This window comes from Macrococcus epidermidis (assembly GCF_024205965.1).
Lineage (GTDB): Bacteria > Bacillota > Bacilli > Staphylococcales > Staphylococcaceae > Macrococcoides > Macrococcoides epidermidis.
Map to the genome: position 1 here is coordinate 1,037,368 of NZ_CP073819.1, position 26,039 is coordinate 1,063,406.

Sequence of the window (26,039 nt, forward strand, 5' to 3'; positions counted from 1 at the left end):
ATGAAAAAAGTATTGTTTGTGGCCTCAGAATGTACACCATTCTTTAAATCTGGAGGACTTGCCGATGTAATTGGTAGTCTTCCAAAATATTTAAATCAAACGAATCAATGTGAAGTTCGTGTCATTTTACCGATGTATGCAAGCTTGAAAAAAGAGTATCGAGACATGCTAGAAGAAGAAATGGTTTACCAGACACCTGTTGGCTGGCGTTTTCAATATACACGTATCTTATCTTTAGAATTAGAAGGCATTAAGTATTACTTTGTTGATAATTTACAGTATTTCGGTCGTGATGGTATGTATGGATATGAAGATGACTGTGAAAGATTTGTATTCTTTTCAAATGCAGTAATAGAATTTATCTATCGCAGTGATTATAAACCTGATGTATTACACGGACATGACTGGCAAGCAGGTGCAGCTGTAGCAATTTGTAACATTAAACGACCGGTAGAAGGTATTAAGACTGTATTTACCATCCATAATATTAAATATCAAGGTTTACTGATGTACGATGCTTTTGAAGATGTGTTTAACTTAGATAGAACACATTTTGCAGGCTTTGAATGGAACGGTATGTTAAATTTACTTAAAGCTGGTATCTTCCATGCAGATAAGATTACAACGGTTTCTCCAAGCTATGCTGATGAAATAAAGACACCTTATTACGGAGAAGGTTTAGAAGATTTGCTGAATATGCGTCACCATGATTTAATAGGTATTGTGAATGGCATTGATGTTGATGATTATCATTCAATGAAAGATCCGTCAATACCGGTTAATTTCAAAAGTTCAATTCCTAAAAAACAAGAGAATAAGACAATTTTACAAGAGAAAATTAATTTACCAGTCAATAAAGATATCCCTATGTACGCGGTTATTACAAGAATGGTTGAACAAAAGGGACTCGATCTTGTTATGCGTATATTAGAAGAATTTGTTCAGCAAGATGTTCAAATTGTTATTTTAGGTAATGGTGATTATCGATATGAACAATATTTCCATTATTTAAGCGATAAGTATCCTGATAAAGTGAGTTTACATCTTGGATTTAATGAAGCATTTTCAAGAGAAATTTATGCTGCAAGTGATTTCTTTATTATGCCATCATTATTCGAACCATGTGGGTTAAGTCAGTTGATAGCACTTCAGTATAAATCAATACCAATTGTTAGAGAAACAGGTGGATTAAAAGATACTGTTATGCCATTTAATTATGTGACACATGAGGGTACTGGTTTAAGTTTCGCTAATTATAATGCACATGAATTACTGGACCGATTATATGCTTCATTAGCAATTTATAGAAATAAAGAAGAGTACAAATCATTAATTAAGAATATTGCCAAAGTAAATCATAGCTGGGATGCTTCAGCTCAAAAATATCTAGAGATCTATTAAGGAGACTTCAATGAAAACTTATTCAAAAACAGAATTCCGTGAACGCCTGGAGATGAAATTAACGAACAAAAGAAATACAACATTAGAAGATACGACTGATACAGATTTATTCTATGCGATTTGTTCAATTTTAAAAGATGAAATCAACCAAGCGAGTGTTGAAACGAAAAAAACTAATATAGAAAGAAAAAAACGTCAAATCAACTATTTATCTATGGAATTTTTAATTGGTCGTTTAATTGAAAGTAACTTACTAAATGCAGGATTGTTAGATGTTTGTAACGAAGTATTAACTGAATTAGGAAGAGATCCTAAAAAAGTATATAGTGAAGAAAATGATGCTGGACTTGGTAATGGTGGATTAGGACGACTTGCAGCCTGTTTCTTAGATTCTATCGCGAGTCTTGGTTATTTAGGTAATGGTTTCGGTATTCGTTATCGTTATGGATTATTTGAGCAACGCATCGTCAATGGTACGCAAATTGAATTACCAGATAACTGGTTACAAGAAGTATATCCTTGGGAAACACGTAAAATAGATGAAGCGGTGCATGTTAACTTCGGTGGTGAAGTATCAAGTGAAGTCGATGAGCAAGGTAATTTTAAATTCACGTATCACAATCAGGAAACAGTATTAGCTGTCCCATATGATGTGGGTGTAGTGGGATATGACAATGACGTTGTGAACCAGTTAAGATTGTGGAGCGCTGAATTACCATCAGACATCATCGATCATGGCAATTATAAAAATAGATTAGAACATATGCAGAATGTTGAACGTATCTCAGGATTCTTATATCCGGATGATTCGACTGAAGAAAGTCGTTTCCTGCGTCTAAAACAACAATATTTCTTAGTATCATCAACGATTCAGACATTAATTAAGCAATTTAAAGAAAAATATGATTTACCTGTGACGCAGTTCCATGAATATCATTGTATTCAAATTAATGATACGCATCCTACTTTCGGTATCCCTGAACTCATGCGTATTCTAATGGATGAAGAAGGATTAGGTTGGGATGAAGCCTGGTCGATTGTTACTAAGACATTTGCTTATACCAACCATACAATCATGCAGGAAGCATTAGAAAAATGGCCAGTAAGTCAAGTTCAAAAGGTAAATCCAAGAATCTTTATGATTATTAATGAAATTAATGAAAGATTCTGTCGTGAAGTATATGAGAAACATCCAGAAATGCGCGATAAAATAGCTGATTTAGCAGTAATTAGTAATGATGTCGTGCATATGAGTAAGTTAGCTATCGTGGGTTCGTTCTCAGTAAATGGTGTTGCAGCACTTCATTCTGAAATTATTAAAGATCATACATTTAATGATTTCTATAAGATACAACCTGAAAAATTCAATAATAAAACAAATGGTATTACGCACCGTCGTTGGTTAATGACAGCAAACCCTGGTTTAACACATTTGATCAATGAAGCAATAGGTGATGCTTGGCATAAATCACCACAGGAATTAACACAGTTAATGCGTTATTATAATGATGAATCATTCTTAAATAAATTAGCTGATGTAAAGTTAGAGAATAAGCGCGTATTAAAAGAAGTGATCTATCAAAAGACTGGTATCGAAGTTGATGAAAATTCAGTATTTGATGTACAGGTTAAACGCCTGCACGAATATAAACGTCAATTGCTGAATGTATTACACATTATTTATCTATATAATGAAATTAAACGCAAGCCATCAATTAAAATACAGCCAAGAACATTTATCTTTGGCGCGAAGGCCGCACCAAGTTATCATATTGCAAAAGAAATTATTAAGTTAATTCATTCTGTAGCACAAGTAGTCAATAATGATGCTGATGTAGATAACAGAATTAAAGTAGTATTTTTAGAGAACTATAATGTAACACTTGCAGAAGATATTATGCCAGCTGCTGAAATCTCTGAACAAATATCTACAGCATCTATGGAAGCATCTGGAACTGGTAATATGAAGATGATGATGAATGGTGCTGTAACACTTGGAACAATGGATGGTGCGAATGTTGAAATCGCTGAATTAGTAGGTAAGGAAAATATCTTTATCTTTGGATTAAGTTCAGAAGAAGTGATTAACTACCAGAACAATGGTGGTTATCAGGCGGAAGCTATCTATCAAACAGATGGACGTGTTAAAGGTGCGATGGATGCACTTAAAAACGAACAGTTTGGCCGTGACTTTGCATTTAACGATTTATATTATCATGTACTTACAAATAATGATCCATATTTCTTATTAAAAGACTTTAATTCTTATGTAGATATTCACTTAACTGCGATGGCAACATATCAGGATAAGAAGAAATGGAATCAAATGAGCTTGATGAATATTCTGAAATCAGGGCAATTCTCAAGTGATAGAACAATCCAGCAATATGCAACTGATATCTGGAAATTAGTATAAGATTGGTGAAGCCAAACCTAGTGATAGGATTGGCTTTTTTATTTGCTGGCAGAGATTTAGCGGAATCGAGGGTATGAAGAGTGCGATACCGCTAGAGGTAGTGAGTAATAGCGGAATCACTAACTAAAATACACAATATCGCTATTACTTTCGCTATAAATCCATTCTCTGATAATATATAATATAAATAAATGGAAGGAGTGGATAAAATGACTAAACATATCATGAGTGTCAATACATCGATGTCTTTATATCGATCAACTTTAGTACCAGGTAAATTAAATTTATATGATGACGTCATAACTTTTGAAGCACAGGGTCCCTTGTCAGGAACTGAAGTAAAGGATACTTTTTTATTAGATGAAATTAAGAGTATCAAAAGCGGTATCTCAACAGTCCCATTCCGTATCGTGATAATGGAAAAAAACGGTGAATCGTGGCTGTTTGATCAAGTGAATCGAAAGGAAGCAAAAGCATTTGTAGAAGCATATAAAGCAACCGTTGGATAATTATCTGATGGTTTTATCTTGTGTTTAACATTCTTAAAGCATCTCTCCTTTCTTACATGTATTATTTTATGATACATGTTATATTTAAGGAAAAGGAGGAGATCAAATGTTTAGTTTATCTAATCAAATTGCATTAGTTACTGGTGGAGCAAATGGTATTGGTCGTGGTATTGTAGAAGCTTTATATCAGGCTGGGGCATTCGTAATTATCGCTGACATTGATGAGGAGAATGGTCAGAAAGCATCAGAGGATGTGCAAGGTCAATTTATTAAATTAGATGTAACTGATCAGCATCGTTGTAAAGCAATTATCAAAGAAATAATTGATGAGCATGGAAAGTTGGATATATTATGTTCAAATACAGGGATTTTTCCACAGGTAATGATTGAAGACATGACTGAGGAAGATTGGGACAAGACACTTAATATTAACTTAAAAGGGATGTTTAATATAACGCAACAAGCATTATTAGCGATGAAAGAAAAGGGTTATGGTCGTGTCATTCTTACATCTTCTGTGACTGGTCCTATTACGGGTTACCCAGGATGGGCACATTATGGTGCATCAAAGGCGGGTCAGTTAGGCTTTATGAGAAGTGCTGCATTAGAATATGCAAAGTATGGTATTACTATCAATGCAATTCAACCCGGTAATATATTAACAGCAGGCTTAAAAGCACAAGGTGAAGATTACTTAGAAGGTACAAAAGCGATTGTACCGACACATGAGTTAGGTGAACCGATAGATATCGGATATGCTGCAGTGTTCTTTGCTTCAAAGGAAACTAAATATATTACGGGTCAAAGTATTGTAGTAGACGGAGGACAAATACTTCCAGAGGAGCCAAGCGGCATTTTGTAATTTGTTAAAACATTGTTATACTTATAGTAAATACTATACTTATACACTAGGGGTGCACAATTTGTGCTGAGAGGAAAATTCCGACCCTTTGAACCTGATGGTTAACACCAGCGTAGGGAAGTGGGATGATACCTATACCTTACGTGTATAGGTATTTTTTTAGGAGGATTAATATGTTTACAGAACGAATTTGGAAAAGAGTAGAACCAATTTGGAGTTCTTATTTAGAGCATCCTTTTGTGAAAGGTTTAGGAGATGGGACACTTTCAAATGAAAAGTTCCAGCATTGGTTGAAACAAGATTATGTCTATTTAATTGAATATGCAAAATTAATGGCAATTGGAAGTGCGAAATCAAGAGATTTATCTACAATGAGTACATTTGCTAATTTATTGCATGGTACATTATTCATGGAGATGGATTTACATCGCAAGTTTGCAGCATCATTTGGCATATCTTCTGATGAACTTGAAGCGACTGACTCTGCTGCTACAAACACTGCTTATACGAGTTATATGCTAAATCATGCACAAAGAGGCGGTGCAGAACATGTAGTTGCATGTCTACTTGCATGTGCATGGAGTTATAATTTTATTGGAAAGTCTTTAGCGGAAAAAGGTGGATTATCACAATCAAACCCTTATCATGCGTGGGTAGAAACTTATTCTGGAGAAGAATTTACTGATTTAACAAACGATGCAATTAGATTGATGGATGAGTTAACTGAAGGTAAACCTGAAGCGGAATTAGCAGAGCTAGAAGAAATTATCGTAAAAACAAGCTATTATGAATATATGTTCTGGGACATGTGTGAAAATCTTGAGACATGGAATATCCCACAAGAATAAACCTAGGAATGACCTAGGTTTTTATTTTTCAAATAAAACGAGTTCTTTAACGAGTGTCCGATAGAAATCAATTAATTCTCCTGGCGTATGAAGTAAATTTGTCATATTGCCGCCAATCTGATCCATATGATCCCAGCCATACATTCTAGGAACAACATGCCACACACCACGATCTATCATCACCTTTTTGTTGTAAGATTTAGGTTCGGTGAATGGACCTTCAGCAGAAATTGCTGGGACAAGTCCATCATTTTCCCACCATTCTGGTGTTCCTGATATTGTACTGATCATACCCGTAAGATAGAAAGGGGCAAACATCCCAACATTTGCAATTTGATATTTCGTGAAGAAACTTTTATGTGTAGCAACAGTCGAATAACTTTTATATCGAATGTTGGGATTGATTGAAAGCTTGTTATTGATTTCCTCTGAGCCTTTTAATGTTAAGTCATAAAAGCCGTTATCAGCAGTCTGCCAAAGCTTATTCGCTCTAACACGTTTAATGTATGCAAAGTAACTTTCACCTTTTTGTTGACGTAACCCCCATTGACCAAAGCCCCAGTCTACTTTAAAGCTTGCTAAACCTTCGTTCTCAACGAGACGATAAAAGAATGATTTAATCAAATTCTTAATACCTAATCGATCTGCAATATATGTTCCATTATGAGGTGTGCCAATTGTCGTAATTGTATTGATCATATTATCTTGTCCACCTATAAATAGAGGAGCAACTTTTAAATGGTGGGCGTTTGCATAGGCTACTTCTTCAGGACGACCAAAACGTAACATATGCTCTAATATACGAATTGTCTGTCCGCCCATACTATGACCTATGAAATGCACTTTTTTACCTGGCTGCCAATCTGGAAAAATGCCCTCATATGTCTTACCGAAACGATGATGCCCAAATTTCTTACTATGAAAAGCACCATAGTCTACACGACCACCTTTTATATAATAATATAATTCAACAGCGCGGTCATAACTCGAGGTCATAGAACCTATGCTCGCTTCATAAATATTATAGCCTTCAATATTTAGTGTAGAAGTTATATTAACTTTTAAACCACCCCAATAAGGCATTAACCCATGCGGTGTATTGTCCCTTGCAAATCCTGCAAAACCATGGACTAAAATAATCGGCTCTTTGTTAATTTTTAAATCATTGTCTGCGACTTTCTCAGGTAGAATCGGTGCACGTTCTGTAAGTAGTGTTGTAAGACGTTTACGCATTATCAAAACTCCTTGAAGAAAATAAGATCTTACTAAATTGTTTAATATATTATATCACTTCAAAATATTTATATCAGAAACTAAATTTATATATTGACCATGACGTAACGTTATAGTTTAAAGTAACATTGTGAGGAGGTAGGATATGAATATTAAAAAAGTATCTGAATTAACAGGTGTAAGCATAAGAACTTTGCATTATTATGATGAAATCGCATTACTATGTCCAAATAAAAATGACAACGGGTATCGTGATTATAGTGATTTAGATTTAGACAGACTTCAGCACATAATGCTCTATCGCAAAATGAATTTATCACTAAATGAAATCAAAGCCCTTTTAAAGAACAATGCAAATATGATAGATGTCCTTACAGATCAACGAACAAGACTGGAAGCGCAACAACAACAGATTCATTCAATGATTACACTAATCGACCAAACAATAAAAAGAAAAAAAGAGGGTAAGAAGATGACACCAGAAGAAAAATTTAAAGGTATTAATTTTAACGATAACCAGTATGAACAAGAAGCGCGTGAGAAGTATGGTGATAAAGCGGTAGATTTATCACAAAAGAAAATTAACCAGCTTTCAGATGATAGTAAAGATCAACTTTCACAGGAATGGATAGATATATTCGTGACATTTAATCAATTAAAAGATAAACCTATTGAAGACCAAACAGTCTTGCAGCATACTGAAAAATTTTATCACTTTCTAAATGAAAATTTTGGAACTTATTCACGAGATGCCTTTTATGGATTAGGTGATATGTATATAATTGATGAACGATTTACTAATAACATCAATCAGTATGGCGAAGGACTTGCGGAATATATGAGTGAAGCAATGAAATATTATGCTACGATAAATTCTTAAAACAGCGCATTAGCTGTTTTTATTTTGAATAAATTTAACTATGCAAAATAATTATTATACGTTAAAAATAAAGTCCTTAGTAATAAATTTTTACAAAGACTTTTAAAAATTCAGAATTTAATATAAAATGTTATTAACAAATATGAAAAATAGGTGACATGATGATAAAACCAGTAAAAATAAAAAAAGGTGATACAATCGCCATTGTATCTTTATCTAGTGGCATGGCAGGCGATGAAGATTTCATATGGAGAACGAAGCAGGGCTTAGAAAGACTTGAATCTGTATTCGGGTTAAAATATAAAGTAATGCCGAATGCATTAAAAGGTTCGGAATATTTATATGCACATCCTGAAAAAAGAGCAGAAGATTTCAATCAGGCAGTATTAGATCCAGAAGTTAAAGCAATTATTTGTACAATAGGCGGTACCGAATCAGTGCGTATTATGCCTTATATAGATGTAGAAGCGTTTAAACAGAATCCAAAGATTTTTATGGGATACTCAGATACGACAGTACAACATCTATATTTCTACCAGCACGGAATAACAACTTATTATGGTCCTGCACTGTTAACTGACTTTGCTGAAAATGTAAAGATGGATGAATATACAATCAGTCAAATATTAAATTTACTTTTTACTGATAATCCAGTTGGACGTATTTATACTTCAGAAACTGTGCGTAAATTTGGATTGTTATGGGATGAGATTGCCAAAGATTTTGAACGAGAAAATTTACTAAATACAGGGTACGAAGTGATTAATGGCGTAGGTAAAGTTCAAGGACACTTAATAGGTGGCTGTGTTGAATCGTTAAATCATATACAAGGAACGAAATACTTTCCAGAATTATCAGCATTTAAAGATGCGATTCTGTTCCTTGAAACATCAGAAAGACACACACATCCTGAAGTGTTAGAGCAATATATCAGAACGTATGCAGTGATGGGAATCTTTAAAATAATAAATGGGATGATTATCGGTAGACCACAAGATGGGGTTTATTATGAAGAAATTAAAGCAGTCTTTCAAAAGATACTTAAAGAAAACGACAGAGAAGATTTACCGGTATTTTATAATGCAAGCTTTGGCCATAATGAACCGAAAGGGATATTACCTTATGGTGCTCAGGCTGAACTCGATACTTACAATAAGACGTTTACAATATTAGAAAATGCAGTAGAATAACCAGCGCTGGCTGGTTATTTTTTTAACTAATCTTATTGATTCATTCTTTTGAAAAATCTGATAATAATATATCATTAATATAATATGTTAAGTAGGTGATGATTATGAGTAGCATACAATATACATCTCAAATCAAACAAGATGAGTATCAACAATTAGTAGCGGTCTATCATAGTGTCGGATGGATGGGACATGATTTAAATAAAGTTGAACAAATATATAATAATAGCTCACATTATATGATTGCGAAAGACAATGAAACAGTAATTGGATTTGCGAGGGCATTATCTGATGGCGTATTTAATGCAGCAATTTATGATGTTGTTGTACATCCGAATTATCAAGGACTAGGTATTGCTCGAAATCTCGTGCAGCAATTATTAGATCAATTTGAATCATTATCGTGTATCCATTTGATATCAACAACAGGAAATGAAGCGTTCTATAATAAGTTGGGTTTTAAAAAACTAACAACAGCAATGGCAGTGTATCATAAACCACAATTGGAAGCAGAATATACAGAATAAAGTTAAATTGATAAAAATTTGGTGAGTAAACGAACATACGAGATAAAAAAATCAAAATTATTCGCTAGCTCGAGAGCAAACGAACAATCGTAAATAAAAAAACTAAAATAGTACGCTTGTTCAAAAAAATTAATAAACCCGGAGGTCAATATGTCTAATAAAGTATCTATCATTTTACCAAATAAAAAATTTATTGCTGATTTATATTATTGGTTATTTGAAGATGAAGTACAAGAATCTGCGAAATGGAATGGACCATATTATGCAAGACCTGCGACGGAGCTAACAAAAGAGGAATATGTGAACAAGCCACTGACTTTAGAATATGTCTATCAAGGTATTCCGAAATCAATGTATATCATCCACGAAGGACAATTTCTTGGGACTCTTCATGCAAATTGGGTGAGTGAAGAAACAAATTGGATGGAGATAGGAATCGTCATTTTCAATCCTGAATATTGGAGTGGAGGTTATGGTACTTCTGCATTCCAGCAATGGGTTGATTATATCTTTAATCATAGTGATTTACACCGTATCGGGATATCAACATGGTCTGGGAATGTTCGTATGATGAAATTAGCTGAAAAAGTAGGAATGATAGAAGAAGCCAGAATTCGTGATGCCAGAATAGTTGATGGACAGTATTATGATGCAATTAAAATGGGCATGCTGAGAAGTGAGTGGGAAGATAAAAAGAGGTGATAATATGTTACAAGGTGAACATATCATAAATATTAATCAATGTAATCATTGGGTAAAAATTATTGGAGATTATCAAAATCAAATCCCTTTAATTATCGTTCATGGTGGTCCAGGAGGTAATCATTATACATTCGAGCGTACTTCTGGTCTAGAACTAGAGCAAAAAATGCCTATTATATATTATGAACAACGCCACTGTGGTAGAAGTGATAAAGTTGATGATATTAGTACTATTCATATTAAACAGTTAGTTAAGGATTTAGAGTCATTAAGAATCGAACTAGAAATTGATCAGTTTAATATACATGGTTATTCATTTGGAGGTGAGTTGGCATTACACTATGTTGTGACCCACCCACAACATATTCATAAAATAATATTAGAATCTCCGTCATTAATTACATTATCCATCAGTAATTTAGTTCAACTTTCTGGTTTCTTATCAGTCTTTAATGATGGAAATAGGAAATTAATAAATGATTACTTACAAAACCACGATATCTATCAATCTATACAATATGCCTGGTCAATTGCTAGTGTTGAAGAAACAGATCAACTGCTATTTCATAAATCTAATTATGCTATTTCATAAATCTAATTATGCTATTCTAAATCGTAAGTTGTGGGAAGAAAGTGGTTTAGTTAATGATGGGATATTCTATAATGAAATTGTGAAATCATTAAATAGTGAAAATCTACTTGAACAAATCACATCTTTCGATATTCCTACGTTAATCATTACTGGAATATTTGATAAGAATACTGGTATAGCAACAACAGAATTAATACAATCGAAGTTAAAAAATTGCCAGGTTGAATACTTTAAAGAAAGTGCTCATTTTCCGGATATTGAGGAAACAACATTGTTTGTAAAAACGATTAAACACTTTTTGGGAGGTTCAAAATGATCATAAGACATGCGACAATTAATGACGCTGAACAATTAATGAATTTAATAGCACATGTAGAATCGACATCTGACTTTATGTTAAAGGAACCGGGAGAGCGTAATAATAGTGTGGAGAAACAAACGAAAATGATTGAGCATTTTAATAATCAATCTAATAGCACATTATTAGTTGCTGATAATGATGGATTATGTGGTTATCTCATCGCGATAGGCAATACTTCATTACGAAATAAACATTCAGCGTATTTAGTAATAGGCGTACATCAAGAAGTCAGAGGGCAAGGTGTTGGGACTTTGTTATTTGAAGCGGTTGAACAGTGGGCTAAAACTGTCGGTATAACGAGATTAGAATTAACAGTCGTAACAGAGAATGAAGCAGGCATTAAATTATATCAGAAAAGTGGATTTGAAATCGAAGGTATAAAACGAAGATCATTGAAGATTAATGAGAAATTTTATGATGAATATTATATGAGTAAATTATTGTAGGTGAATATATGAATTATATACAAAAGATGAGACAACATGTTGGGCATGATTGTTTAATTGTGATTGGTGCCGGTGTGATTATTGAACAAGACGAAAAGATTCTTTTAGAACAAAGAGTAGACAACGGACTATGGGGTATTCCGGGTGGATTGATTGAAATAGGAGAAAAGGTAAAAGATGCTGCAATAAGAGAAGTGACAGAAGAAACAGGATTAATTCCAAAAGAATTAGAATTGTTTGGTATATATTCAGGCGCAGATTACATCGTGACTTATCCAAATGGTGATGAAGTTTATTCTGTTTCGACTATTTTTTATACAAAACAATTTGATGGTAAGCTTACTATTTCTGATGAGTCTAAACAATTACGATTTGTATCTCGTGAAGAAATGAAAGATGTTGAGATCAACCCACCACATAAAGAATTTGTAAGTGATTGGGTGGAAGGGAAAATGGATATTAATATTTATTAATGTAATTAAGTAAAAACATCATTAAATCACAGGATCACTAAGTTGGTAACGGACCCATCTTTTGATGACGAGTTAGAGAAAGGTAATGTATTTTTGTTTAGATAAATACAATATAAGGAGCATTATTAATGGATGATGAGGTAATTTTACTAAATTGGATTGAAGATTTTTTAAAACAAAACATTAGTATCAGTATTTTTGTGAAATATTATAGAGATATCTTCGATTTCCTAATTAGTGAAGAAGAAATAGAAGAACGAAGATATTATTTGTATAAAGAATTACATGAATACCTAGAATGTTATGATTTTATAAGTAATACAATTGATGAATATTATTATTTAGATGAAAATGATGTACGTGTGTAAGTCTCAGAAATGTATTCGAGAATTCTTAACTGATTATAATAGGAGATTAATAAGATGGAATTTAGAAGACTGACGATTAATGATGAAACATTATTTATGGAATATTTTAATGCTTGGGGAGAAGAACAGGAAAGTATTGTACCATCTGCTACAAACTTTAAACGATATAAATCTTTTCAAGACTTTATCAATAATTTAGAAGAACGTGAAAGATCATATGAAGTATTAAATTCTACATTATTTTTAATTGAGGATGGTAAAATCATAGGTTCTTCTAATGTACGTCATTACTTAAATGAGTTTTTAATGAATTATGGTGGCCATGTTGGTTATGGAGTTAGACCTGACTTGAGAGGTCAAGGTTATGCGTCAAAGATTCTAAATGAGTCCTTAAAATTTTTGAAATCTTTGAATGTAGAAAAAGCACTTATTACTTGTGATGAAGAAAATATTGCGAGTAGAAAAGTAATATTAAACAATGGTGGTGTACAAGATCAATCGCATATAAGAGAAGATGGTGGCGTTACGAATAGATTTTGGATTGAATTATAATATCCTTTTAAGATTTAGTATTACTTTATGCATATATAACGTATTATCTGTTTACTATTATTAAGGTATAAATACAACTCACCTTTATAATTTTTGATAAAATAATAATGATTTGTTTGTGCAATCAAATCATCGTTCAATGGAGCAGGTAAGAAATTAATTGAAAAATCATTAGAATACGCAAAAGAAAATAATGCAAGATATGTATGTTTAGAAACTGGTGTAGATAACGTGAAAGCACAAGGGTTATATGAAAAAATGGATATGTCAGTAGATAATGAAGTATTGCATTACTCAAGCGTATTTTAATATATTTGTATTTATAAGCTATCCATTGTAAAATGTAAATGAAAAGAGGAGTGCGGTAACACTCCTCCAGTAGATCCGTTTATACGGTGACTAGCCTAAGTTTTTTTTTTGCTCAATAACCACTCAGCTATGTACAGCTTATGAGTGGTTATTTTTTGTCTTTGTCATTAAGTCTAATAATGAGCGGTATAATGATTGCAAACATCATCAACATTATACTCAATAACTCAAAATCAGTCATGCTTTCCTTTCCAGGAGAAACACCTAACAAACAAAATCAAAGGCATCATCCCTTAGAGCTATCCACCACTATAAACTCATCTACAAATACTATTATAAAGAGTAAATAAAATAATTAGAACGAATGTTCTCTATTTTGTTATTTTTGCATTTTCATGAAATCCATTGTAAAATGTAAATGAAAAGAGGAGTGCTACACACACTCCCCTTGTAGAACCGTTTATACGGTGACAAGCTTTTTATGATTTCAATTTCGAATAACCACTCAGCTATGTCCAGCTTATGAGTGGTTATTTTTTGTCTTTGTCATATAGTCTAATAATGAGTGGTATAATGATGACAAAAATCATCAACATTATACTCAATAACTCAAAATCAGTCATGCTTTCCTTTCCAGGAGAAACAACTAACAAACAAAATCAAAGGCATCACCCCTTAGGGCTAGCCACCACTATAAACTTATCTACAAATACTATTATAAAGCGTAAATAAAATAATTAGAACTGATGTTCTGTTTAATTTGTTATTTTTATACCAAAGTCAGTACTCGCAATATACTTTATTTCTTTCTGATTGCGAAGTGTTGGTATCGTTAACCAGAGAATTGAAATGGCAAAGTAACATATTCCAGATAGAGAAATAAGTTGTATTTCAAAATGTACCTTTATGGACGGTATACACACCGCATGGTAATGTGTTAAATCATAAATTCTATCAAAAATTAAGATTTATAAAGTACGGTGAGGCAGAAATTAGTGATAAATTATCTTTTTACAAATTCAAAAAAGAGGAAGGATTTTATGATTGAAGCAATAAACGAACAGAATAGAGCATTGGTTATTGAATTCTTTAATAAACATTGGGGATCTTCAGAAATGATTGTTTCTTCTGGGAGATATAATTGTGCTGAGTTACCAGGTCTAATTTATATGGAAGATGAAAAGATTACTGGGCTATTAACATATATTATTAAGGATAAAACGATTGAAATCATTTCTTTGGATAGTGTGATTGAAAATAGAGGTATCGGTACACAATTAATGAATTTCTTGGAACGATTAGCGTATAAAAATTGTAAGTTTAATATTAGAGTAATAACAACTAATAATAATATAAATGCATTGAAGTTCTATCAAAAACTGGGCTACAGAATAAAAGAAATAATTCCCGATGCCGTAAACGAAGCAAGACTAATTAAACCACAAATACCAATGGTTGCTGAGAATGGAATCCAAATATTAGATGAATTAGTATTAGAAAAGTATATTTAATAATATATTAAATATAAACAACATAATAATCATCATATATTGACAGAACATACAATTATTTGTATATTGAAGTCAACTTAAGAAATACACTAGGGGCATTTAACGATAAATTGAGATGAGGTAGTCCTCAGACCCTTTGAACCTGATCTAGTTCAAACTAGCGTAGGGAAGTGTGCTAATGAACTGGTCTATTTATTATGTCTTTTTCATGCACCTTTCTATCAGGAAAGGTGTATTTTTTATGAATAAAATCATAGAGGAGAATATTTGATGAAAACTGTAATGGTTACTGGCGGAGCTAGAGGTTTAGGAGAAACAATCGTGAAAGGTCTCAATGCTGAAGGTTATAATGTGATTATTAATTATTTTCAAAGTGAAGATGCTGCAAATTCATTAGTAGCATCATTTGGAGAAGATAAAGCGTTAGCTTTTAAAGCTGACGTTACAAAACGTGCAGATGTAGATGCAATGGTGAAAGCAGGGATAGAGAAGTTTGGCAAAATTGACGTAGTTGTAAATAATGCACTTGTTGGATTTAAGTTTGATCCAGTAGCACAAAAGTCATTTAAAGATTTATCGTGGGAAGATTATCAACAACAAATTGATGGAACGATGAAAGCTGCATTCAATATAAGTCAAAGTGTAATCGATGGTTTTATTGAGCAAAGAGATGGAACGATTATTAGTATTGGCACAAATTTATTCCAAAATCCGGTTGTACCTTATCATGAATATACGACTGCTAAAGCAGGTTTACTAGGGATGATGCGCAATATCGCAAGTGAATTAGGACAATATGGCATTCGTGCAAATATGATTTCCGGTGGTTTACTGAAAACAACTGATGCTTCTAGTGTAACGACAGATGAAGTATTTGAATTAATCGCTAATTCTACACCACTAAGAAAAGTTACAACACCACAAGATGTTGCAAATATGGTTGTCTACTTAGCATCTGATAGAGCGAAAGGAATTACAGGTCAAAATATCACTGTTGATGGTGGGTTAACGATGAACTAGGGGGAGTTTTAAATGTCAAATATGCATATCGGCATATTGATTTATGGTATAGGACATCATTTGGCGGCATGGAAAGCACATGATTCTCAAATACATCGTTTAGGTGATATCAGTTATTATCAATCTCTTGCTCAAACTTGTGAACGTGGAAAGTTTGATATGATTTTCTTTGCTGATAATCAAGCATTTAATGCAACACATGAAAATATAATGCCAGCGATGTGGCTAGATCCAATCGTAAAACTTTCAGCAATATCACAAGTAACTAACAATGTTGGTTTAGTATGTACGATATCAGGAACATTTATGAATCCATATCATGTAGCCAGACAAATTCAATCTTTACAGCATATATCGAATGGCCGTATGGGATGGAATCTGGTTACATCTATGACAGATGAAGAAGCAAGAAATCATAGCATGGAGTATTTACCTGCTCATGCACAAAGATATGAAAAAGCTAGAGAATTTGGAATAATAATGGATAAATTATTTGAATCATGGGATGAAAAAGATTTTATTTATAATAAAGAAAATCATCAAATGATAAAACATCAAAATATACAACCAATCAATCATATGGGTAATTATTTCCAGGTACGAGGGCCGTTATCAACACCAAATTCTAAGTATGGAAAACCTATCGCAATGCAGGCAGGTGCTTCAGTTGAAGGCCTAAAATTAGCAGCAGAACAAGCTGATGCTGTGTTTTCCGTAATCTGGAATATCTCGATGGCTAAAAGATATCGCGAACGATTGAAACAGGCAGAAGAAAAAGAAGGAAGAAAGAATAAAATTAAAGTTCTACCAGGTTTAGTTACATACGTTGCTGAAACTGAAGAACAAGCTTATGCAAAGAAACAAGCCTTAGATAATATGCTGGATATTGCAAGTTCATTAAAAATGCTGGAATTATTTATTCATCAGGACACTTCAGGATGGGATTTAGATGCGAAAGTACCTGACTTACCACTTTTAGCATCGTTTACTGGACCGAAAGGAAGATATGAAACAGTACTTGAAATTATCAAAGATAAAGATCCAACGGTACGAGAACTTTTAGGATATTTAGCAGCAGGTGGTGGACATTTGACTTTAATCGGTACGCCGGAAATGATAGTAGATGAATTTGAAAAATGGTTGAAAGAAGGTGTAGCAGACGGATTTAATCTCATGCCACCAACTTTACCTAACAGTTTGGATGATTTTGTTGAACTCATCATACCAGAATTACAATCAAGAGGTTTGTTCAGAGAGGATTATCATACTTTAACATTGAGAGAACATTTAGAAATATAAAATAAAATATATAGATCTCTAAAAGAGGTCTATTTTTTTTTTTTTTTTCATATATAATATAAATAACTAAAAATTCTGAAAAAGGAGTATATATGAAATACATAATAAATATTTCCATCACCATTATCATGCTCTTTTTTATTGCATGTTTACCATCACTTTTTCACGATCAAAGAATAGATGTTCCTAATTTATTCATTGCAATTAAAGACACGTTTTATTCATTATTACATCCTAATACAATCGTATTTGAGAATTTAAAGTCAGGTGTCAAACATGATATTTTCCCATTTATTTTTGAACCTTGGGTAAATTCAATGACGATACTATTTATTGCGCTTATTATCTCTTTATTATTCTCATTAATAATCGCATTCTTGATGTATCAATCTCAAGTTTTTCACAATATTGTAATGCATATTAATCGCGTATTAAGTATTGTGCCTGATATTTTTTATATCCCTGTATTTATTTCAATTATTATATTCATTTATCTTAAAACACAAGTGTTGATATTTGATGTTGCATCAAGTCATGAACAAAACGCTGTCATATTTCCGATTTTATTACTGCTAATTATCCCAATAACAAATAGTATTACTGTCATTAATCAATTATTAATTGCAGAAAGAGAAGAAAGCTATGTATCATTTGCAAGAAGTAAGGGTTTAAATAACAAAGAAATTTTTTATCGTCATATTTTAAAGAATATTCTAACAGGCTATTTTATTAACTTTAAACAAATTGTCTGGATGACTTTATCAAGTTTATTATTTTTAGAACGATTATTAAATGTATTTGGAATTTCTGTTTTTATTTTTGAATATAATACGCCAGTAGTACTGTTCATCTCATTTCTAATGATGTATATCCCAATACGTTTATTATTCTTATTTTCTGATTTATATACTAGACACACTACAGGAAGGAGCATGTCATAATGAAACGCATTTATCTTTCTATTTGTTTGCTTATCATTCCTGCGATTATTGGATTTATTTACTTTGATATATTAAACGGCAAGGTGAAAAAGACCAATTTCTTATATGATAAAGATGGGAATATGTTGGCGAGTTCACCATTTCCGCCCGGAAAAGATTATATATTTGGCGTTGATAGGAACTCTAGACATATGGCTTATGAAGTATTATCTGGGTACAGAATCACATTAACACTACTTATCGTTGTTGCTTTATTGACACTCATCATAGCAATCAACATAGGAACTTATTTAGCCTTTAAGAAAAGTAATTTGGCGTTAATTGATCAATTCCTGCATCCGTTTTTTTATATACCACAGTCGATATTAGGTTATTTATTACTAAAACCTATACTTTATGAACCAATGGATCAATTTACGACAACACAAAGTTTTCGAATAATATTTAATTTAATTATTCTAATTTTACTCATGTTACCAACAACGATAGTATTAGTGAAATCAGCAACACAAATGATATTAGAAAAAGAATTTATCAGTAGTGCAAAGACAATGAGCCCATCTAAAGTTTATATCTTTATAAAGCATATATTACCAAATATGCTGATACAATATGTCATTGTATTTTTTAGAATTATGTTTCAGACACTAGTAGTCATATCACATCTCGCTTTTTTTAAAATATTCTTTGGAGGAACTGATGTATGTTATGGACCAGGTTGTTTAATAAATGAGCAACCAACGATACCAGAACTAAGCAGTTTACTAGGATTTCATTTCTATGATTTACAAGTTGCTTGGTGGACATTCTATTCACCATTATTTGCAATAATCTATATGTTGTTTATTTGTCAGTATGTTTATCAACGATTAGATGTTATGAGTTCAAAGTGATTTTTTCCTTAATTTATTATTTATTAATAAATTGCTTATTGATGAAATAGTATTAATTAAAGTAAAGGAGCACCACAATGTCAATAATATATAGGTTAGAAGCAGTACATAAAGCTGTTGTTCAAAATGTCATTCAAGAAGAAGATGTTCTTTTATTTAATGGATGAAAAAGCAGGAGATGTTATGGGAGATGTTTCATTCGACTATTTTCCAACATTTTCGTACTATTTTTGAACAGATCAAAGTATACCTCAAGCTCTAGCTGAAGCGCATTCACATTTAACGATAGAAATGATTGATAAAGGTACTTTTATTAATAGTATTTTAAACGACATTGACATGGAAGAAAATTGTATTAATCTAAATCCACTGAGTATTGAATCTATTAAATTCTTTCCAGAAGAAGTGTTTGAAGCGTTTCAAAAAATAACAAGAAATATTTATTAGATCTCTAAAAGAGGTCTATTTTTTTATAATTTAATGTATAATATAAATAACTAAAAATTCTGAAAAAGTAGCTTGTTTCAAAATTTTTGGATAGTTTAAATATTAATTAAAAATTTATAAGGGATAAGGGGATTTTATAATGGAAAAAATTAATATTTTTAATAGCAACTATACTTCAAAAGGGGTTATGACTTATGAAGAGGCGCATCGAAATGAAGAATGGCATGAGACTTTTCAATGTATCTTCACTTATAAAGACTTCGTTATTTTACAAAAACGCAGTCAGGAATTAAGTGATTATACTGGTATGTTAGACGTTTCAATTGGTGGCCATATTCGTCATGATGAGACGATGGCAGATTGTGTTAGAGAAATTAAAGAAGAATTAGGTATAGATGTATCATTTGATGATTTAAAAATGCTATGTGTCATTCCTGAAAGTATTGACAATGAAGGTACAATGGATAAGGAATTTATCAATATCTTTACTTGTGAAATCTCACGTGAATTATTGGATAAGATTGTAATCGATAACCATGAAGTTGAGGATTTAATATTGATGAATATTCTGGACTTTAAATCATTGCTTCAAAATAAACAGAAGGTTTTATCAGGAAAGACATTCAAAGATGATGAAAAATTTGAAATTACGAAGCAAATGTTTATTCCATACAGTGATAAATATTTCTGCATCGTAAGTGAAGTAATATAAAATGATATTAATAGTTGTAAATTTAATAACACCTGTAAACTGTAATTTTACAGGTGTTATTTTTGCGCTTTTGATAAAGAAGAATACAGATAAATATGTAACACCGCCTAAAATCGTCCAGATAAGAAAACCGTTAGATAAATTATCGATTAACAATCCTCCGGCAAGTGGTGCAATGATACGTGAAATACCAGTAAGACCTGTTAACGCATAATACGATCCTTTCATTGATTGAGGTGAAAGCTCATCAATTCTCAAATCCCACATCGTGAAGACGAAGATTTCACCGATTGTCAATATAAACATCGCGATACAAAGATTAAATAAGTCTGGAGAGATACCAACAAGCATCAAACCTAATGGTAGTAATATTGCTCCGATAATGATCGAAGTACTTGTCTTAATATGCTGTCCAATTTTATAGACGACAATCTGTAGACAGATAACAGCAATCGCATTGACTAATGTAAGTATTGCATAATGATGAATGGCAGTTGCATAAGGATAAATCTTACTTAAATAGATGCTCAGTGACGTCATCATCTGCGTATAACCAAATACGATGAATATATTTCCGAGTATTAAATACAGAAAAGCTTTATCCTGTTTGAAGATAAACATCATATTAAAGAAAGGGATATGTGTCATGGATTGTTTATTTTTAAGATCGATATCATATTTATTGAAGATAACAATAAACATGACTAAATTAATCAGTAAAGCAGTAACCACGATATAAAAAAGCTTTTCAATACCAACCCACTGAATTTGACTTGAAATATAAGGACCCATTGCAGCAGCAACGTTGATTAAATAATATCTGATATTGAATATCAGTTTCTTGTGCTCATCTGCAGTAAATTGTGTAATGAGTACACGATATGTCGGCTCGACTAGTGTATTGCCGATAGTGGAAGTAATAGAGAAAAGAATGAAACCAGGAAAGCTATGTATCATTGGAAATGAGAGATAACTCAGTATACCGATAAGGAGACCGAAATATATGACGTGTCTTTTATTGAAGCGGTCTATGACACTACCTGACGTCATGCTTAATAAAATCGCTACGATACCTGCCACTGATAAAATGATTCCAATCTGAAAACCTGAATAATGATATGTATTGATTAAATAGATAGATAAGAACGGCATAACCATCAGCATACTAAACCGTGCAATGAATGTTGCTGCAAGTAAAGCTAAGATAATCGGTGAGAAACGTTTCATATATAACCTCCCACAAAACAAATTTAAATCATTATAACATAATGAAAAATAAAAAAACTGCCTTTGAGAGCAGTTTTAATTGCGATGTTTAAAAATTCTTGAAGTATTTAAGAAGATTATAAAAGCAATTGTTATGCATAGAAAAATGATAATAGTTATATGCTCTTGTAATATATTGTATTCTAAAAAAATAACAAATATAGAAGTAAAAATCATATATATCCCTACAAACTGGCACAAACGTTTTTCATTATACTTCTCTTTTTCTGCTTCAGGCATAAAATTATATCCAGCAATTAAGAACCCACCACGACCTGTTAACATGTAAATGCCTATAAGCGCAAATAACAGAATAATAAATATCATAATGTCACTCCTTATATTTCTTCTTAAAAGGTATGAACCTTATTATAAAAGCTAAAAATAACATAAAGTAAAATGGGTACAAAGAAATGGTATAGTCATCTTCGTTATCTTTTGCTCCAATTAAGTCCGTATCAATTGTGAAATAGTGCCATGAAATTGAAAGTGGATTCTTAGCATGCATTGATATGTCACTTAAGTACAACTCAGGTCTAGAAATGAGCCAGATAAAATATGCGACAACACATAACATAAATATGTTAGAAATGATTCTTCTTTTCATCATATTACCACCCTGAAATGTAGTAGGCTAAAAGCAAAAGTGCACCCATCAATAATATTGGAACAAGACTAAATAACAATAAAAGTATTTGATGTTTTGCTTTGGAAATAATAGATAATATAAATCCGATGAATCCTGAGAACATAAAGATATTCATACAAATACCTTGAGTATCATAATCGCTCATTATATCGTATGGAAGTATATAGGATAGGGCGAAAGCGATTAAACTAATTGATGTAAATAATATACTTATCCACTTTAATTGCATAATACCACCTCTTACAATGATTATACACTATTTACAAAATTAGTATAAATTAAAACATATTGATGATATTTTTAATAATAATACAAGCAACGATTAGAATAATAATCGCTGAAACTTTATTAAGGATTACAATAATATTACCTTGCTTATCAATTGATCCTATAATTTTTCCGATATAGGCAAGTGATATGAACCATAACCACGATACTGCGATACAGGTTAATGTAAATGCAATTCTGTTATGACCAGCATATGTCGTTGCACTTGTACCGATGACACCAATTGTATCCATTATTGCATGAGGATTAAGTAAAGATACACTCATTACAAATCCAATTTGCTTTTTCGCTGACATTGCTTCGGATTTATCTTGATTTCCTGGATTTTCATTCCAAATTGAATATGCCATATATAATAGGAATAATAAACCTATGATATAAATGATGAGCTTCAAAGTGGGAAATGTATTTAAAAATAAAGTAACACCAAGAACCGCTAATAATATTAAGAAAGTATCACAAAGACTTGCTGTAATGATAACAGGTAAAGATTTCTTCAAACTTTTATGGTTTGCACCTTGATTAAATACAAAGACATTTTGTGCACCTAACGGAAGAATTAATCCGAAGGCGAGTAGAATACCGTGAATAATTGCTTGTGACATTGGTTCTCCTTTACACTTTATATTAATTTGTAATAATTGATAAATATTATAAGATATTAATAATAGCATAAAAGATAGGGGGAGAGAACTTCATGAACATTGCTTACAGACCATTAGTCATAGAAGATAAAGATGCAATTTTTAATCTATTAACGAATGCTGAAGTCTCACGTTATCAATCATGGGTTATAGAAACCATGGAAGATACCGAGGCGTATATCCATCAAATGCTATCACTCTCTGATAAGATGCATTATCGAGTAATTGAAGATAAAGATTCAAATAAATTAATTGGAATTTGCAGAATCACATTAAATCATAAACATCAAAAAGGTGAGATTGGATATATGATTCATCCAGATTATTGGGGGAAAGGTATTGCAACACATGCTGCGAAGTATTTAGTCCAATATGGTTTTAACGATCAGGGACTAAATAGAATTTATGCAGTAACAGATATTAAAAATACAGGTTCGATTCATGTGCTAGAGAAAACAGGACTCCAAAGAGAAGGATTAATGCGTCAGGATAAAATTATTAGAGGGCATTACAGAGACAGTTACATGTATAGTATATTAAAAAATGAATATAGGGCATTGCAATGAAACATATTAAAGTAGATGATAAACTAGTTAATCAAATATTTAAAAGATTTATTAAAAAAGTATCTCCATTTGGAATAGCATATCTTGGTTTACATCAAATTAAACGAATACCGCATAAGAGATACGATGTATTATTCACACATAGTGAGGAAAAGTTCCATCGTGGTGAGAATGAAGCAATAGATCTGTATACTTACTTTTTTGTAAAAAATATTATCGCTGCTTTTCCTGATAAACGTTTACTAACTTTAAGTTACCATACAGAAAGTTTTAAAATTCAGTATTCACCGGATTTATATGTAGATTATCCAGCATTTCCAAATAGTGATGATGTCTTATATTATATAGATGATGATAATATGATTTGGATACCATGGTTTGGTCATTCTATATATGTTATCGGAGAAAAGTTGATAGAAGTAATAGATGTTTTTAGTGAGAAGAATAATTCTAATAATAAATTTATTAAACTTTTAGAACATAAGAGTCGTAAATTTTTTAAAGATAAAGAAGTTGAAGAACGAGGTCCAGTGGTTGATTTAATTATGAAAGCAAATGAGGCGGTAATTGATCACGTTGAGATTTACGAAGAAACTTTTGCTTTAATTGATGATTTAGTAGCGCATCATAATAAAAATTATTCTATTTATGGTGAAACAATAATAGATGAAAAACTAAAGTTGCAAATATTAAAAGATATTAGAAATAAGCACTATAATCCTGAACATGAACCTATCGTTAAAGAATTCGAGGCCATATTAAATACATATAATATGACTTCACTAATAATATCGGGTGTTTAAATTAATGAACAATTAACCACCCGATAAATGCTACTATAACTAATACTATAATAAATATGCCTAAAGCTTTATTACTCATAGAACTTAAAAAATTACCGGTATATGCATTTTGTGAACTGTCTTTAAGATTACCGATTCTATTTCGTTCAATTTCTTTTCTTCTTAACTGATCTCTTTGATCCTCTGGTGACAGACTCATTAATATCAACTCATTTCAGTTTTTTCATTTATTATACATAATATTCGGAAATTTGGAAGTAAAGTTTATATCGAGCTTCTCTGGGTATTTATTAACTTTAAGATATTACATTACTAACTTAGAGGAGGCGCATATGAAAGATATCGAAATCATCCAATACACAGACGACTATAAGCAAGAGGTAAATGAGTTTATCATAAATATCAAACTCCATGAATTTGATATTGAAAACGTAACGTATGATAACCAACCAGATTTAAAGAACATATTAGGAACCTATATTAATACAGGTGGTCAGTTCTGGTTAGCACTCTATGAAGGTAAAGTCGTTGGTACAATCGCTTTATTAAAATTAAAAGATAACAACAGTGCTTTGAAGAGAGTATATGTTGATTCAAATACAAGGAATATGAAGATAGGTAAGAAACTATTAGATCATGTCACTCAACACGCACATGACGATGGTATTAAATCCATTTATTTAGGAACAATTGATAAGTTTGAAGCAGCTCAGCATTTCTATAGAAAGAACGGGTTTCATTTAATACCGAAAGAAGAACTGCCAAGCGATTTCAGTATTGTTCCACAGGATAATCGTTTTTATTATAAAGATATTTAAGATACCGAGAGGTGTCTTTTTTTATTACTATAAGGTTTATACTATGAAGATAGGTGATATAATGTGTATTTTCTGTAATGGTCTTGATAAAGATCAAATTTTATATGAGACAAAGCATTTTAAGGTTGTATTTGATATCAATCCAGAACAAGTAGGACATATGCTTTTAATATCAAAGAAACATTATATGAATTATCTAGAACTACCGGATAGAGTGGTTTTAGATTTAATTCAACTAGAAAGAAAACTAATTCAAATATTAGAAAATGATATGAATATATTTGGCGTTTCTATAATAAGAAATAATGGACGAGTAATGGACAATGGAACACATTTTCACGAACATATTATACCGCGATATGAATCAGATGGATTTTGGGAAGAGGGTCCAACTGAAAATTTCCCATTTGATTTTACACGATTTATTAAACTTTTAAATTCCTGAATGAGCATAGCAGAAGCTATGCTTTTTTATATAATCTAAAATTTAGATAATAATAGCGGTATCGGTTT

33 protein-coding genes and 2 riboswitches are annotated in these 26,039 nt (G+C 31.8%); of the genes, 26 read left to right on the forward strand and 7 right to left on the reverse strand.

The window, feature by feature from the left end; genetic code table 11:
- The 5 genes from KFV12_RS05470 to tenA all read left to right on the forward strand — a co-directional run bounded on the left by KFV12_RS05470 (nt 1) and on the right by tenA (nt 6,036).
- Nucleotides 1–1,401: a glycogen synthase gene (locus tag KFV12_RS05470; protein WP_254257488.1), complete on the forward strand. Its 1,401-nt coding sequence runs from the start codon at nt 1–3 to the stop codon at nt 1,399–1,401.
- Between the two features lie 10 nt (nt 1,402–1,411).
- Nucleotides 1,412–3,817, forward strand: coding sequence for a glycogen/starch/alpha-glucan phosphorylase (locus KFV12_RS05475; protein ID WP_254257489.1), 2,406 nt, complete (start codon nt 1,412–1,414; stop codon nt 3,815–3,817).
- Nucleotides 3,818–4,026: 209 nt separating this feature from the next.
- Entirely contained in the window at nt 4,027–4,326 is a 300-nt protein-coding gene (locus tag KFV12_RS05480) for a hypothetical protein (RefSeq protein ID WP_239242935.1), read from the forward strand.
- A 106-nt stretch (nt 4,327–4,432) separates the two neighbouring features.
- Nucleotides 4,433–5,188, forward strand: a complete 756-nt coding sequence (gene fabG / locus KFV12_RS05485) for a 3-oxoacyl-ACP reductase FabG (RefSeq protein ID WP_254257490.1) — start codon at nt 4,433–4,435, stop codon at nt 5,186–5,188.
- A 38-nt stretch (nt 5,189–5,226) separates the two neighbouring features.
- Nucleotides 5,227–5,324, forward strand: a riboswitch (TPP riboswitch).
- Nucleotides 5,325–5,361: 37 nt separating this feature from the next.
- Complete coding sequence (tenA, locus tag KFV12_RS05490) at nt 5,362–6,036, forward strand: thiaminase II (RefSeq protein WP_254257491.1); 675 nt, start codon at nt 5,362–5,364, stop codon at nt 6,034–6,036.
- A gap of 21 nt (nt 6,037–6,057) precedes the next feature.
- On the opposite strand, the gene KFV12_RS05495 is transcribed toward tenA, so the two are convergent.
- Nucleotides 6,058–7,269 (reverse strand): esterase/lipase family protein, encoded by a 1,212-nt coding sequence (locus tag KFV12_RS05495; protein WP_254257492.1) that lies wholly within the window; start codon nt 7,267–7,269, stop codon nt 6,058–6,060.
- Nucleotides 7,270–7,414: 145 nt separating this feature from the next.
- Between KFV12_RS05495 and KFV12_RS05500 the strand changes: the two genes are divergently transcribed.
- The 17 genes from KFV12_RS05500 to KFV12_RS05575 all read left to right on the forward strand — a co-directional run bounded on the left by KFV12_RS05500 (nt 7,415) and on the right by KFV12_RS05575 (nt 20,492).
- Entirely contained in the window at nt 7,415–8,149 is a 735-nt protein-coding gene (locus tag KFV12_RS05500) for a MerR family transcriptional regulator (RefSeq protein WP_254257493.1), read from the forward strand.
- Between the two features lie 161 nt (nt 8,150–8,310).
- On the forward strand, nt 8,311–9,339 hold the full coding sequence (locus KFV12_RS05505; protein ID WP_254257494.1) for a S66 family peptidase: 1,029 nt from the start codon (nt 8,311–8,313) through the stop codon (nt 9,337–9,339).
- A gap of 104 nt (nt 9,340–9,443) precedes the next feature.
- On the forward strand, nt 9,444–9,866 hold the full coding sequence (locus tag KFV12_RS05510) for a GNAT family N-acetyltransferase (protein ID WP_254257495.1): 423 nt from the start codon (nt 9,444–9,446) through the stop codon (nt 9,864–9,866).
- Between the two features lie 150 nt (nt 9,867–10,016).
- Complete coding sequence (locus KFV12_RS05515; protein WP_254257496.1) at nt 10,017–10,568, forward strand: GNAT family N-acetyltransferase; 552 nt, start codon at nt 10,017–10,019, stop codon at nt 10,566–10,568.
- Nucleotides 10,543–11,160, forward strand: coding sequence for an alpha/beta fold hydrolase (locus KFV12_RS05520; RefSeq protein WP_254257497.1), 618 nt, complete (start codon nt 10,543–10,545; stop codon nt 11,158–11,160). The genes KFV12_RS05515 and KFV12_RS05520 overlap by 26 nt, the downstream gene beginning before the upstream one ends.
- Nucleotides 11,147–11,476 carry an alpha/beta fold hydrolase gene (locus KFV12_RS05525; protein ID WP_254257498.1) on the forward strand — a complete coding sequence of 110 codons (330 nt, stop codon included), beginning with the start codon at nt 11,147–11,149 and terminating at the stop codon, nt 11,474–11,476. The genes KFV12_RS05520 and KFV12_RS05525 overlap by 14 nt, the downstream gene beginning before the upstream one ends.
- On the forward strand, nt 11,473–11,967 hold the full coding sequence (locus KFV12_RS05530; RefSeq protein ID WP_254257499.1) for a GNAT family N-acetyltransferase: 495 nt from the start codon (nt 11,473–11,475) through the stop codon (nt 11,965–11,967). The genes KFV12_RS05525 and KFV12_RS05530 overlap by 4 nt, the downstream gene beginning before the upstream one ends.
- An 8-nt stretch (nt 11,968–11,975) precedes the next feature.
- Nucleotides 11,976–12,440 carry an NUDIX hydrolase gene (locus KFV12_RS05535; RefSeq protein ID WP_254257500.1) on the forward strand — a complete coding sequence of 155 codons (465 nt, stop codon included), beginning with the start codon at nt 11,976–11,978 and terminating at the stop codon, nt 12,438–12,440.
- A 128-nt stretch (nt 12,441–12,568) separates the two neighbouring features.
- The gene (locus tag KFV12_RS05540; RefSeq protein ID WP_254257501.1) at nt 12,569–12,808 is read left to right on the forward strand and encodes a hypothetical protein; all 240 of its coding nucleotides are present in this window, start codon (nt 12,569–12,571) and stop codon (nt 12,806–12,808) included.
- A gap of 54 nt (nt 12,809–12,862) precedes the next feature.
- On the forward strand, nt 12,863–13,360 hold the full coding sequence (locus KFV12_RS05545; protein ID WP_254257502.1) for a GNAT family N-acetyltransferase: 498 nt from the start codon (nt 12,863–12,865) through the stop codon (nt 13,358–13,360).
- A 123-nt stretch (nt 13,361–13,483) separates the two neighbouring features.
- Nucleotides 13,484–13,669, forward strand: coding sequence for a GNAT family N-acetyltransferase (locus KFV12_RS13360; protein ID WP_367304775.1), 186 nt, complete (start codon nt 13,484–13,486; stop codon nt 13,667–13,669).
- A gap of 1,040 nt (nt 13,670–14,709) precedes the next feature.
- A complete protein-coding gene (locus KFV12_RS05550; protein WP_254257503.1) occupies nt 14,710–15,180 on the forward strand; it encodes a GNAT family N-acetyltransferase in 471 nt (156 codons plus the stop codon).
- 81 nt (nt 15,181–15,261) lie between these two features.
- Nucleotides 15,262–15,366, forward strand: a riboswitch (TPP riboswitch).
- Between the two features lie 81 nt (nt 15,367–15,447).
- Nucleotides 15,448–16,200, forward strand: coding sequence for a 3-oxoacyl-ACP reductase (locus KFV12_RS05555; RefSeq protein ID WP_254257504.1), 753 nt, complete (start codon nt 15,448–15,450; stop codon nt 16,198–16,200).
- Between the two features lie 12 nt (nt 16,201–16,212).
- Nucleotides 16,213–17,499: an NtaA/DmoA family FMN-dependent monooxygenase gene (locus tag KFV12_RS05560; RefSeq protein WP_254257505.1), complete on the forward strand. Its 1,287-nt coding sequence runs from the start codon at nt 16,213–16,215 to the stop codon at nt 17,497–17,499.
- Between the two features lie 92 nt (nt 17,500–17,591).
- Nucleotides 17,592–18,440 carry an ABC transporter permease subunit gene (locus KFV12_RS05565; RefSeq protein WP_254257506.1) on the forward strand — a complete coding sequence of 283 codons (849 nt, stop codon included), beginning with the start codon at nt 17,592–17,594 and terminating at the stop codon, nt 18,438–18,440.
- The gene (locus KFV12_RS05570) at nt 18,440–19,333 is read left to right on the forward strand and encodes an ABC transporter permease subunit (protein ID WP_254257507.1); all 894 of its coding nucleotides are present in this window, start codon (nt 18,440–18,442) and stop codon (nt 19,331–19,333) included. Before KFV12_RS05565 ends, KFV12_RS05570 begins: the two co-directional genes overlap by 1 nt.
- A 586-nt stretch (nt 19,334–19,919) precedes the next feature.
- Nucleotides 19,920–20,492 carry an NUDIX hydrolase gene (locus tag KFV12_RS05575; RefSeq protein WP_254257508.1) on the forward strand — a complete coding sequence of 191 codons (573 nt, stop codon included), beginning with the start codon at nt 19,920–19,922 and terminating at the stop codon, nt 20,490–20,492.
- Here the strand turns inward: KFV12_RS05575 and KFV12_RS05580 are convergent.
- The 5 genes from KFV12_RS05580 to KFV12_RS05600 form a co-directional block, all read right to left on the reverse strand.
- Entirely contained in the window at nt 20,391–21,719 is a 1,329-nt protein-coding gene (locus KFV12_RS05580; protein ID WP_254257509.1) for an MFS transporter, read from the reverse strand. The genes KFV12_RS05575 and KFV12_RS05580 overlap by 102 nt on opposite strands.
- A gap of 75 nt (nt 21,720–21,794) precedes the next feature.
- Entirely contained in the window at nt 21,795–22,085 is a 291-nt protein-coding gene (locus KFV12_RS05585; protein WP_254257510.1) for a DUF3784 domain-containing protein, read from the reverse strand.
- A 4-nt stretch (nt 22,086–22,089) separates the two neighbouring features.
- Nucleotides 22,090–22,365, reverse strand: a complete 276-nt coding sequence (locus tag KFV12_RS05590; protein WP_254257511.1) for a hypothetical protein — start codon at nt 22,363–22,365, stop codon at nt 22,090–22,092.
- A 4-nt stretch (nt 22,366–22,369) separates the two neighbouring features.
- The gene (locus KFV12_RS05595; protein WP_254257512.1) at nt 22,370–22,636 is read right to left on the reverse strand and encodes a hypothetical protein; all 267 of its coding nucleotides are present in this window, start codon (nt 22,634–22,636) and stop codon (nt 22,370–22,372) included.
- 49 nt (nt 22,637–22,685) lie between these two features.
- Nucleotides 22,686–23,300: a LysE/ArgO family amino acid transporter gene (locus tag KFV12_RS05600; RefSeq protein ID WP_254257513.1), complete on the reverse strand. Its 615-nt coding sequence runs from the start codon at nt 23,298–23,300 to the stop codon at nt 22,686–22,688.
- A 92-nt stretch (nt 23,301–23,392) separates the two neighbouring features.
- On the opposite strand from KFV12_RS05600, the gene KFV12_RS05605 reads away from it, so the two are divergent.
- Nucleotides 23,393–23,905 (forward strand): GNAT family N-acetyltransferase, encoded by a 513-nt coding sequence (locus KFV12_RS05605; RefSeq protein WP_254257514.1) that lies wholly within the window; start codon nt 23,393–23,395, stop codon nt 23,903–23,905.
- A complete protein-coding gene (locus KFV12_RS05610; RefSeq protein ID WP_254257515.1) occupies nt 23,902–24,708 on the forward strand; it encodes a hypothetical protein in 807 nt (268 codons plus the stop codon). Before KFV12_RS05605 ends, KFV12_RS05610 begins: the two co-directional genes overlap by 4 nt.
- A 1-nt stretch (nt 24,709) precedes the next feature.
- Here KFV12_RS05610 and KFV12_RS05615 read toward each other — a convergent pair whose 3' ends face one another.
- A complete protein-coding gene (locus KFV12_RS05615) occupies nt 24,710–24,907 on the reverse strand; it encodes a DUF6366 family protein (protein ID WP_254257516.1) in 198 nt (65 codons plus the stop codon).
- 133 nt (nt 24,908–25,040) lie between these two features.
- Here KFV12_RS05615 and KFV12_RS05620 point away from each other — a divergent pair, with 133 nt between their 5' ends.
- A complete protein-coding gene (locus KFV12_RS05620) occupies nt 25,041–25,526 on the forward strand; it encodes a GNAT family N-acetyltransferase (RefSeq protein WP_111714570.1) in 486 nt (161 codons plus the stop codon).
- A gap of 43 nt (nt 25,527–25,569) precedes the next feature.
- Nucleotides 25,570–25,971, forward strand: coding sequence for an HIT family protein (locus tag KFV12_RS05625; RefSeq protein ID WP_254257517.1), 402 nt, complete (start codon nt 25,570–25,572; stop codon nt 25,969–25,971).
- The last annotated feature ends 68 nt before the right edge of the window (nt 25,972–26,039 follow it).

Coding starts and splice junctions, on each gene's coding strand:
- KFV12_RS05470 (WP_254257488.1), top strand. CDS start 1: ATGAAAAAAGTATTGTTTGTGGCCTCAGAATGTACACCATTCTTTAAA.
- KFV12_RS05475 (WP_254257489.1), top strand. CDS start 1,412: ATGAAAACTTATTCAAAAACAGAATTCCGTGAACGCCTGGAGATGAAA.
- KFV12_RS05480 (WP_239242935.1), top strand. CDS start 4,027: ATGACTAAACATATCATGAGTGTCAATACATCGATGTCTTTATATCGA.
- fabG (WP_254257490.1), top strand. CDS start 4,433: ATGTTTAGTTTATCTAATCAAATTGCATTAGTTACTGGTGGAGCAAAT.
- tenA (WP_254257491.1), top strand. CDS start 5,362: ATGTTTACAGAACGAATTTGGAAAAGAGTAGAACCAATTTGGAGTTCT.
- KFV12_RS05495 (WP_254257492.1), bottom strand. CDS start 7,269: ATGCGTAAACGTCTTACAACACTACTTACAGAACGTGCACCGATTCTA.
- KFV12_RS05500 (WP_254257493.1), top strand. CDS start 7,415: ATGAATATTAAAAAAGTATCTGAATTAACAGGTGTAAGCATAAGAACT.
- KFV12_RS05505 (WP_254257494.1), top strand. CDS start 8,311: ATGATAAAACCAGTAAAAATAAAAAAAGGTGATACAATCGCCATTGTA.
- KFV12_RS05510 (WP_254257495.1), top strand. CDS start 9,444: ATGAGTAGCATACAATATACATCTCAAATCAAACAAGATGAGTATCAA.
- KFV12_RS05515 (WP_254257496.1), top strand. CDS start 10,017: ATGTCTAATAAAGTATCTATCATTTTACCAAATAAAAAATTTATTGCT.
- KFV12_RS05525 (WP_254257498.1), top strand. CDS start 11,147: ATGCTATTTCATAAATCTAATTATGCTATTCTAAATCGTAAGTTGTGG.
- KFV12_RS05530 (WP_254257499.1), top strand. CDS start 11,473: ATGATCATAAGACATGCGACAATTAATGACGCTGAACAATTAATGAAT.
- KFV12_RS05535 (WP_254257500.1), top strand. CDS start 11,976: ATGAATTATATACAAAAGATGAGACAACATGTTGGGCATGATTGTTTA.
- KFV12_RS05540 (WP_254257501.1), top strand. CDS start 12,569: ATGGATGATGAGGTAATTTTACTAAATTGGATTGAAGATTTTTTAAAA.
- KFV12_RS05545 (WP_254257502.1), top strand. CDS start 12,863: ATGGAATTTAGAAGACTGACGATTAATGATGAAACATTATTTATGGAA.
- KFV12_RS05550 (WP_254257503.1), top strand. CDS start 14,710: ATGATTGAAGCAATAAACGAACAGAATAGAGCATTGGTTATTGAATTC.
- KFV12_RS05560 (WP_254257505.1), top strand. CDS start 16,213: ATGTCAAATATGCATATCGGCATATTGATTTATGGTATAGGACATCAT.
- KFV12_RS05565 (WP_254257506.1), top strand. CDS start 17,592: ATGAAATACATAATAAATATTTCCATCACCATTATCATGCTCTTTTTT.
- KFV12_RS05570 (WP_254257507.1), top strand. CDS start 18,440: ATGAAACGCATTTATCTTTCTATTTGTTTGCTTATCATTCCTGCGATT.
- KFV12_RS05575 (WP_254257508.1), top strand. CDS start 19,920: ATGGAAAAAATTAATATTTTTAATAGCAACTATACTTCAAAAGGGGTT.
- KFV12_RS05580 (WP_254257509.1), bottom strand. CDS start 21,719: ATGAAACGTTTCTCACCGATTATCTTAGCTTTACTTGCAGCAACATTC.
- KFV12_RS05585 (WP_254257510.1), bottom strand. CDS start 22,085: ATGATATTTATTATTCTGTTATTTGCGCTTATAGGCATTTACATGTTA.
- KFV12_RS05590 (WP_254257511.1), bottom strand. CDS start 22,365: ATGAAAAGAAGAATCATTTCTAACATATTTATGTTATGTGTTGTCGCA.
- KFV12_RS05595 (WP_254257512.1), bottom strand. CDS start 22,636: ATGCAATTAAAGTGGATAAGTATATTATTTACATCAATTAGTTTAATC.
- KFV12_RS05600 (WP_254257513.1), bottom strand. CDS start 23,300: ATGTCACAAGCAATTATTCACGGTATTCTACTCGCCTTCGGATTAATT.
- KFV12_RS05605 (WP_254257514.1), top strand. CDS start 23,393: ATGAACATTGCTTACAGACCATTAGTCATAGAAGATAAAGATGCAATT.
- KFV12_RS05610 (WP_254257515.1), top strand. CDS start 23,902: ATGAAACATATTAAAGTAGATGATAAACTAGTTAATCAAATATTTAAA.
- KFV12_RS05615 (WP_254257516.1), bottom strand. CDS start 24,907: ATGAGTCTGTCACCAGAGGATCAAAGAGATCAGTTAAGAAGAAAAGAA.
- KFV12_RS05620 (WP_111714570.1), top strand. CDS start 25,041: ATGAAAGATATCGAAATCATCCAATACACAGACGACTATAAGCAAGAG.
- KFV12_RS05625 (WP_254257517.1), top strand. CDS start 25,570: ATGAAGATAGGTGATATAATGTGTATTTTCTGTAATGGTCTTGATAAA.